The following is a 6,529-nucleotide window of genomic DNA, read 5'->3' as shown; positions in this document are numbered from 1 at the left end:
GCAACGGCATGGTACTGGTTTTTTAATCATTATCATAAAGCCGAATTTAATAGTGATGAAGCAGGTTTTGCATTAGCAGATTTTGTTAAAAATAAATTGGCTGGTAAACATTCAGAAAGAACCGTTAAACAAGAAGTCGTGTTGATTTTAAGAATGTATGCTCAATCGCGTTCACAATCGAAAACAGCTTTAGATGATTTATTAGATTCACCGTTAGCTAGCTTAAAATTAATTAATTATATTCCTGCGACTAAAAACTATCAGTCCCTCCCTGTCGAACGCCCTCAGTTAGCGGTTGATATTATCGGTTTTGCGGTGAATGAGATTTTAAATCAGCATCAAGTTAATCAATTACCGATTGAAGAATTAATGTATCGCCATCAACAAAGTGTCGCCTTAGGAGCTGTGTTTAGATTAACGGAAACGGCATTATTGGCAAAACTTGAGTTATTAGTGGCTAAATATCCTAATGATTACCGAATTGATGAGATAGCGGGTATTCATCAATTTAGTCGTTTAAATAAAAATATAGAGCCACTACAGCTTTTAAAAAATCACTATACAGACAAGGAACAAGTGACAGTCTAATGATAAATACTTTAATTCGAGTAGATACCCACTACACCCGCTCCATCAATTTAGAACGCGATGCTGATTCAACAGACGTTTTAAAAGCGTATATTCCCACCACGCGAGCGATTCAAGTTTTAGAACGGATTGCCAAAACCTTTCACACTCAATCAGAACTTAGAGCATGGTCTTTAACTGCGCCTTATGGTTCGGGAAAATCTTCTTTTGCGGTATTTCTGTCGCATTTGTTAGAAGCTAACGATTTAGCGACTCATCAGTTAGCGAGTGGAATTTTAATAGAAAATGGACAATTAGCATTAGCCAATAACATTTCAAAACATCTCATTGAGAAAGGTAATAAAGGCTATTGCAAGATTTTATTAACAGGTAGCCCAGAGCCATTAAATACGCGTTTTGTGTTAGCGATGTATAACGGCGCGGAAGCATTTTGGAAAAATACCCGCTCACCGTCAATCGTTAAAAAACTCTCCGATGCAAGACAAGAAATATTAAACGTCAGTGAAGTTTTAAATCTATTAAAAGAATTACAACAAGCGGTTGCAAAAGCAGGCGGTGCAGGCTGTTTGTGTGTGATTGATGAAATGGGTAAATTTTTAGAATATGAAGCCCGTCATCAAGGCGTAAACGATGTTTTTTTATTGCAGGAATTAGCTGAGTGGGCGCATAAAGGTCATCAAGCGAACTTGTTATTATTCGTGTTGATGCACCAAGATTTTGAGCAGTACGCGAAGGGGTTGGCTAAAACACAAAAAGATGAATGGCAAAAAGTACAAGGGCGTTTTGAATCTATCCCTTTTTTAGAATCTACCGAGCAGACTTTAAAACTGCTAGCCGCCGCGTTTAAAAATGATTTAAGCGAGACAGAAGAACAGCAACTTAATAGCAAAACCACCGAAATCACTACAATACTAGCGGCGCAAAACTCGCTCTCCGATACCTTAATCGGCAGTGATTTATTTGTGCAATGCTACCCCTTACATCCTTTATCGTTGCTGATTTTACCTGTGTTATGTCAAAAGGTTGCCCAAAATGAACGCACCTTATTTAGTTATTTAGGCAGTTCCGAGGCTTTTGGTTTTAAAGAGCGTTTACAAGGCATCAAAACCTTAGAGGATTGGATTTTACCGTGGGAAATCTTCGAGTATTTCATCCACAATCAACCTACCGCTACCACTGACCATTTAACCCATAGACGCTGGAAAGAAGTGGTGAGTGCCTTAGAGCGTTTAGGCGATGCACCCGCAGTAGAACATCAACTGCTTAAAAGCATTGGTTTATTTAATATCATTGGTAATCAAGGTAGTTTTAAAGCCAGCCCCGAATTGGTCAATTTATGTTTAAGTGATAGAGAAACGCTTAATATGGCATTGGAGTCATTACTGGAAAAATCGCTGATTAAATACCAAAAATTTAACGGTGAATATCGAGTTTGGCAAGGTAGTGATTTTGATTTAGAGCTGGAAATTAAAACCCTAAAGCAACAATTAGGACGTGATTCTTTAGCCGATATTTTAAGTCAACGTAATCCTTTATTACCGTTAGTGGCGCGTAAATACTCAATTCAACAAGGCACATTACGTTATTTCCTGCCGCTGTATGTAGATCGTTACAACTACAAACAAATTGATTTAAGCTCTCAAACTGCAAAAATCATTATTTTTTTAGCCGAACATGAGGATGATATTCAGTTATTTACTCAGTTACAAAAAAAGGATGGTAAGCCATTAAACCTTTATTTGTTAGCTAAAAACGCTCCGCAATTACGCGAGGTTATCACCGAAATACAAGCCTTAGAACGCATTGAAAATGAAAACCAAGCTTTAAATGCTGACCCTGTTGCCCAACGTGAATTGAAAGACTATTTATCCCATGTTCAGCAACAAGAAGAGCAATTATTGAGTCATTTTTTAGAGCATCCTGAGCTTAATGACTGGTTTCATTTAGGGGAATCGCTGAGCTTTAAAAGTCGTCGCCAGTTACAACAATATTTATCGGTGGTTTTAGAAGGCGTTTATGACCAAGCCCCGTTGATTAAAAACGAGTTAATTAACCGTGACAAACCCTCGTCACAAGCAAATTCAGCGCGTAAAAAATTAGTCACGTTAATGCTGTCTCATGCTCATATTGAAAACTTAGGCTTTGAACAGAATAAATTTCCGCCTGAAAAATCTATTTATCGCGCCTTATTTAAAGAAACAGGCGTTCACCGTAAGCAGAATGGGGTATGGTCTATTGTCGCACCTAAAGCGAATAATTATCAGATGCACAAGGTTTGGCAGGGAATAGATAAATTTATTGATGAGCAAGATAAGGCTGTCAATTTAAATGCATTATATCAACATTTACAACAGCCGCCTTATGGCATTAAAGCGGGAGTACTGCCGTTATTGTTTGTGGCTTATTATCTCGCCAATCAAAGACGCTTAGCACTTTATGAAAATGGAGTGTTTTGTCCACAAATGAGTTTGGAACATTTTGAAATTTTGTTGAAACGTCCTGATTTATTTAGTGTGGAAGTGTTTGCTATGGAAGGGGTGAAAGCGAATTTATTTAGTCATTATTTAAAAAAATTATTAGATAAAACCCCAGAAGACGGCTCTTTGCTCGATATTATTAAAGCCTTAGCAAGATTTATTCACAGTTTGCCAGACTATACCCAGCATATTAAAAATCTGGATAAGCAAACCTTAACCGTGCGCGATGCGTTTGCAAAAACTCAAAGCCCGATTCAGTTATTGTTTGAACATTTACCTAAAGCTTGTGGTTTTTCTGCCTTTACTGAAGATGAGTTAGTAGCAGAAAAATATCCTGAAGAGTTTATGAATGCGTTGGTGTCGCATTTAAAACAGCTTAAACAAGCTTATCCTGATTTATTAATGAATTTTCAGCAGCAATTAACTCATGCTTTAAAGTTAGAGCCGACGTTAAGCCGTGCGGAATTACGCCAATACATTCAACAGCATTATCAGGGTTTGGATAAATATAATCATGAGCGCGATGGTTTGCAGGCGTTTATTAAGCGGTTACAGAATAACAAGACCGATGATGAGGCGTGGTTGGAGTCTATCGCAGCATTATTAGGTAAAGCACCGCCGAATAAATGGCGAGCTGAGCATCAAGCGCAGGCAGAATATCAACTGGTTCAACAATGTGAGCGTTTATTGGAATTAGCGAAGTTACATACTCATCAGCTTAAGATTGATCCTCAGAGTGCTTGTGATGCGATGTTATTGCGTTTAGTGGGAGCTGAGGGTGATATTAATCAGGTGGTGTATGTTGATAATGATTCTAAGCCTAAGGTAGATTCTATGTTGTTGGATTTAAAAAGTAGTTGGAAGCATCAGGATAGGCGGCTTCAATTGGTTGCCTTGGCTAGAATGTTGAAAGATTTGCAGGAGGAATCTTAATGGCGCAACACGATGGCAGTTATAAAAATATTTTCAGTTATCCGCAGATGGTTCAGCAACTTTTAGAGGGATTTGTGGATCAACATTGGGTTGCCGATTTAGATTTTAGTAGTTTGGAAAAAACCAGTGGTCATTATGTGAGTGATGATTTACGCGAGCGCAGTGATGATTTGGTATGGAAGGCGCGTTGGAAGGATACTGAGGTTTATATTTATTTGTTGTTGGAGTTTCAATCTACGCCTGATTATTTTATGGCGGTGCGGGTGAGTAATTATATTAGTTTGTTGTATCAGGATTTGATTAAGAGCAAGTCGGTTAAAAAAGGCGATAAGTTGCCTTTTGTGTTGCCGATTGTGCTGCATAGAGGGGATGAGCTGTGGGATTGTGTGGTGGATATAAATGATTTGGTGGTTGAATCTGCACCTGAGCTGGTTCAATATAAACCGAGTCAGAAGTATTTGTTGATTGATGTGGCGGCGTATGAAAATGAGGCGTTGGAAGCGGTTCATAATATGGTTTCGACGCTTTTTCAGTTGGAAAATAGTTCGGATGATACGGCGGTTTATTTGATTAATCGGTTGTATGATTTGGTTAAAAATGGTGATTCGGGGAGTCGCTATTTTTGCGAAAGCTTGTTTTGGGCATCCCAGCCCAAGCAAGCAGCAAAAACTTAACGCGACCACTTATGCCTCCGGCGGCCCCGATTCGTCCTCGTCCCGACCCAACAAGGGGTCGGAACATAGGCTCCAAATGACTTGACGCCGTGTCGGATGGCCTTTTATTTTGTCTCCACCTTCGCTAACGCTCAGACTCCGACAAAACAACGGCCCTACGGCTATCGCGGACTAAAAATCTTCACTTCGCTTAGGCTACGTTTCCCTGATTTTCAGCGTTTGAGAAAGGGTTTAAGAAAGGCGTTATGAAAAGTCTTGTGTTGGTATCAATACCTTCGCCAATTTTAATTTAATCCAAAAATGACAATCTTACACCTATATAAATCAATCGCTTATAGGCTGTAAAATTCATAAAAATGAGTGTATTTTCATTTTGGCGAAGGTATTGTTGGTATTAAAAGTACATTTTAAATTTGTGCCAAGCTGGGTTATGGAAAAAGTTGAGAAAGCGTCTATTGAAGAGTTAACTAAACAACCACCCGCTAAAAGACGGGTGGGTTAGAGAGCTTGGCGACTGAAAGTCGTGATACAGGGCGAATAGCCATATGCGCCAACTTAAGAGTTCATAGTGTTGATTTTTATTAATTTTTTGGCAAAATAAACCCTTTTTCCAAGAAGAAACAATGCCACTAAGTCTATCAGACGAACAAACTATTGAAGGATTACTTGAGAATTTACCACTTGATTATCAGCAAACAGCAATAGAAAGCAAAGCTTTTCTTCGTGCTCGTAAAATTAAAAGCCCAATGGAATTGATGCATTTAGTGATGATGTATTGTGGTGTAGATCAGGTATTACGCGAGGTTGCAGGAAACGTTACCTTGTTAAATGAAAAAATAACGGATACAGCCATACAAAAACGGCTGAGAGCTTGCGGTCCCTGGCTAAAAATGATTTTAGAACAAATGTGGTTTTCAGGTGTGACCAAGTTACCGGGGGCACTACGTTTTGTATTGGTAGATGGGAGTTCGCTAAGTGTTGCTGGAGCTAATGGCACCTCTTATCGCTTACATATTGCCATTGATTTAGTCAGTTTAAGCATCGTTCACATTGAAGTCACCGATAAGTATGTCGGTGAAAGTCTGGCGCATTACCCGTTTATCGAAGGTGATATTGTTATAGTGGATCGTGGTTATAATCGGGTGTGATTAAAACTGCGGGGATTTGTTAAAATATCACTATTTCAATTGACACAGATCAGGCGCGCCATGCTACCTCACGAAATTCCGGGACTCCTGTCGCCGTAATTCGTTCACCTACGCAGCGAATAGGAGATGCTCCAGCCGCCCTGCGTCCGCCACAGACTGAGCACAAAGCAGCTCAGTGATGGCTACCACAAATGGCTCTACGGCTATTCGGGATAAAATTTTAGCCTCCCTCGCGCGCTATCGCGCACTTCGGATTGGCAAATTTCCCTGCGCCTTCTGGAGACTATCAGCCCGTCCGGGGCTGACAGCGTGTGAGCCAGAGTAACAACAAATCTTTTATAGCCCGCCTCAACCAACATCCCAAATTACGTGAACGGGTGGAATCATTGCTGAACGTGGTTGAAAACACTACAGGAGACTGTATTAAAGCGGATGATGCTGAACAACATGTAATTGAAGAAATACGTCAAATGGGTAATGATGCCCTGCATTGCTGGGGAAGTACTGCAGCGGATAGGGAGGCTAAGCAACTGCGAGAACAACGCCCCGGACTCCATGGCAACGGTAAAAAAAATCTGTTGGCATACAACTTTTGGGGAAATAGAAGTGATAGAGCCTTTATTTCGTTGTCCTGGACAACAGATAAGACCTTTCAGCCATTCTGTTGGCATTAGCGCTCGGTGTTGCTCACTGCCCTTACAGCGGGTAA

8 protein-coding genes are annotated in these 6,529 nt (G+C 40.0%); 7 read left to right on the top strand and 1 reads right to left on the bottom strand.

Going from position 1 to position 6,529, the window contains the following annotated elements; all coding sequences use genetic code 11:
• From K6984_RS29910 to K6984_RS29885, 7 genes are all read left to right on the top strand, one after another.
• Nucleotides 1-588: DUF4007 family protein (locus tag K6984_RS29910; RefSeq protein ID WP_221898606.1), on the top strand; the 588-nt coding region annotated here is incomplete at its 5' end.
• Nucleotides 588-3,998 carry a hypothetical protein gene (locus K6984_RS29905; protein WP_230988361.1) on the top strand — a complete coding sequence of 1,137 codons (3,411 nt, stop codon included), beginning with the start codon at nucleotides 588-590 and terminating at the stop codon, nucleotides 3,996-3,998. The genes K6984_RS29910 and K6984_RS29905, both read left to right, overlap by 1 nt.
• Nucleotides 3,998-4,672 (top strand): Rpn family recombination-promoting nuclease/putative transposase, encoded by a 675-nt coding sequence (locus tag K6984_RS29900; RefSeq protein ID WP_087871186.1) that lies wholly within the window; start codon nucleotides 3,998-4,000, stop codon nucleotides 4,670-4,672. Before K6984_RS29905 ends, K6984_RS29900 begins: the two co-directional genes overlap by 1 nt.
• Nucleotides 4,621-4,752 (top strand): hypothetical protein, encoded by a 132-nt coding sequence (locus K6984_RS35525; protein ID WP_263458923.1) that lies wholly within the window; start codon nucleotides 4,621-4,623, stop codon nucleotides 4,750-4,752. The genes K6984_RS29900 and K6984_RS35525 overlap by 52 nt, the downstream gene beginning before the upstream one ends.
• A gap of 16 nt (nucleotides 4,753-4,768) precedes the next feature.
• The gene (locus tag K6984_RS29895; protein ID WP_221898605.1) at nucleotides 4,769-4,921 is read left to right on the top strand and encodes a hypothetical protein; all 153 of its coding nucleotides are present in this window, start codon (nucleotides 4,769-4,771) and stop codon (nucleotides 4,919-4,921) included.
• Between the two features lie 374 nt (nucleotides 4,922-5,295).
• Nucleotides 5,296-5,820: a hypothetical protein gene (locus K6984_RS29890; protein ID WP_087871188.1), complete on the top strand. Its 525-nt coding sequence runs from the start codon at nucleotides 5,296-5,298 to the stop codon at nucleotides 5,818-5,820.
• A gap of 178 nt (nucleotides 5,821-5,998) precedes the next feature.
• Nucleotides 5,999-6,145 carry a hypothetical protein gene (locus K6984_RS29885; RefSeq protein WP_221898604.1) on the top strand — a complete coding sequence of 49 codons (147 nt, stop codon included), beginning with the start codon at nucleotides 5,999-6,001 and terminating at the stop codon, nucleotides 6,143-6,145.
• A 58-nt stretch (nucleotides 6,146-6,203) separates the two neighbouring features.
• Here the strand turns inward: K6984_RS29885 and K6984_RS29880 are convergent.
• Nucleotides 6,204-6,529: hypothetical protein (locus K6984_RS29880; protein WP_221898603.1), on the bottom strand; the 326-nt coding region annotated here is incomplete at its 5' end.

The sequence above is a fragment of the Bathymodiolus japonicus methanotrophic gill symbiont genome (assembly GCF_019721995.1).
Classification (GTDB): domain Bacteria; phylum Pseudomonadota; class Gammaproteobacteria; order Methylococcales; family Methylomonadaceae; genus Methyloprofundus.
Note: the sequence above shows the minus strand (reverse complement) of the source record. Positions and strands in the feature narration are given on the sequence as shown.

What these genes read in the sequence shown, in the direction of transcription:
- K6984_RS29895 (WP_221898605.1), top strand. Translation starts at nt 4,769, where the DNA reads ATGGCCTTTTATTTTGTCTCCACCTTCGCTAACGCTCAGACTCCGACA.
- K6984_RS29905 (WP_230988361.1), top strand. Translation starts at nt 588, where the DNA reads ATGATAAATACTTTAATTCGAGTAGATACCCACTACACCCGCTCCATC.
- K6984_RS29900 (WP_087871186.1), top strand. Translation starts at nt 3,998, where the DNA reads ATGGCGCAACACGATGGCAGTTATAAAAATATTTTCAGTTATCCGCAG.
- K6984_RS29885 (WP_221898604.1), top strand. Translation starts at nt 5,999, where the DNA reads ATGGCTACCACAAATGGCTCTACGGCTATTCGGGATAAAATTTTAGCC.
- K6984_RS29890 (WP_087871188.1), top strand. Translation starts at nt 5,296, where the DNA reads ATGCCACTAAGTCTATCAGACGAACAAACTATTGAAGGATTACTTGAG.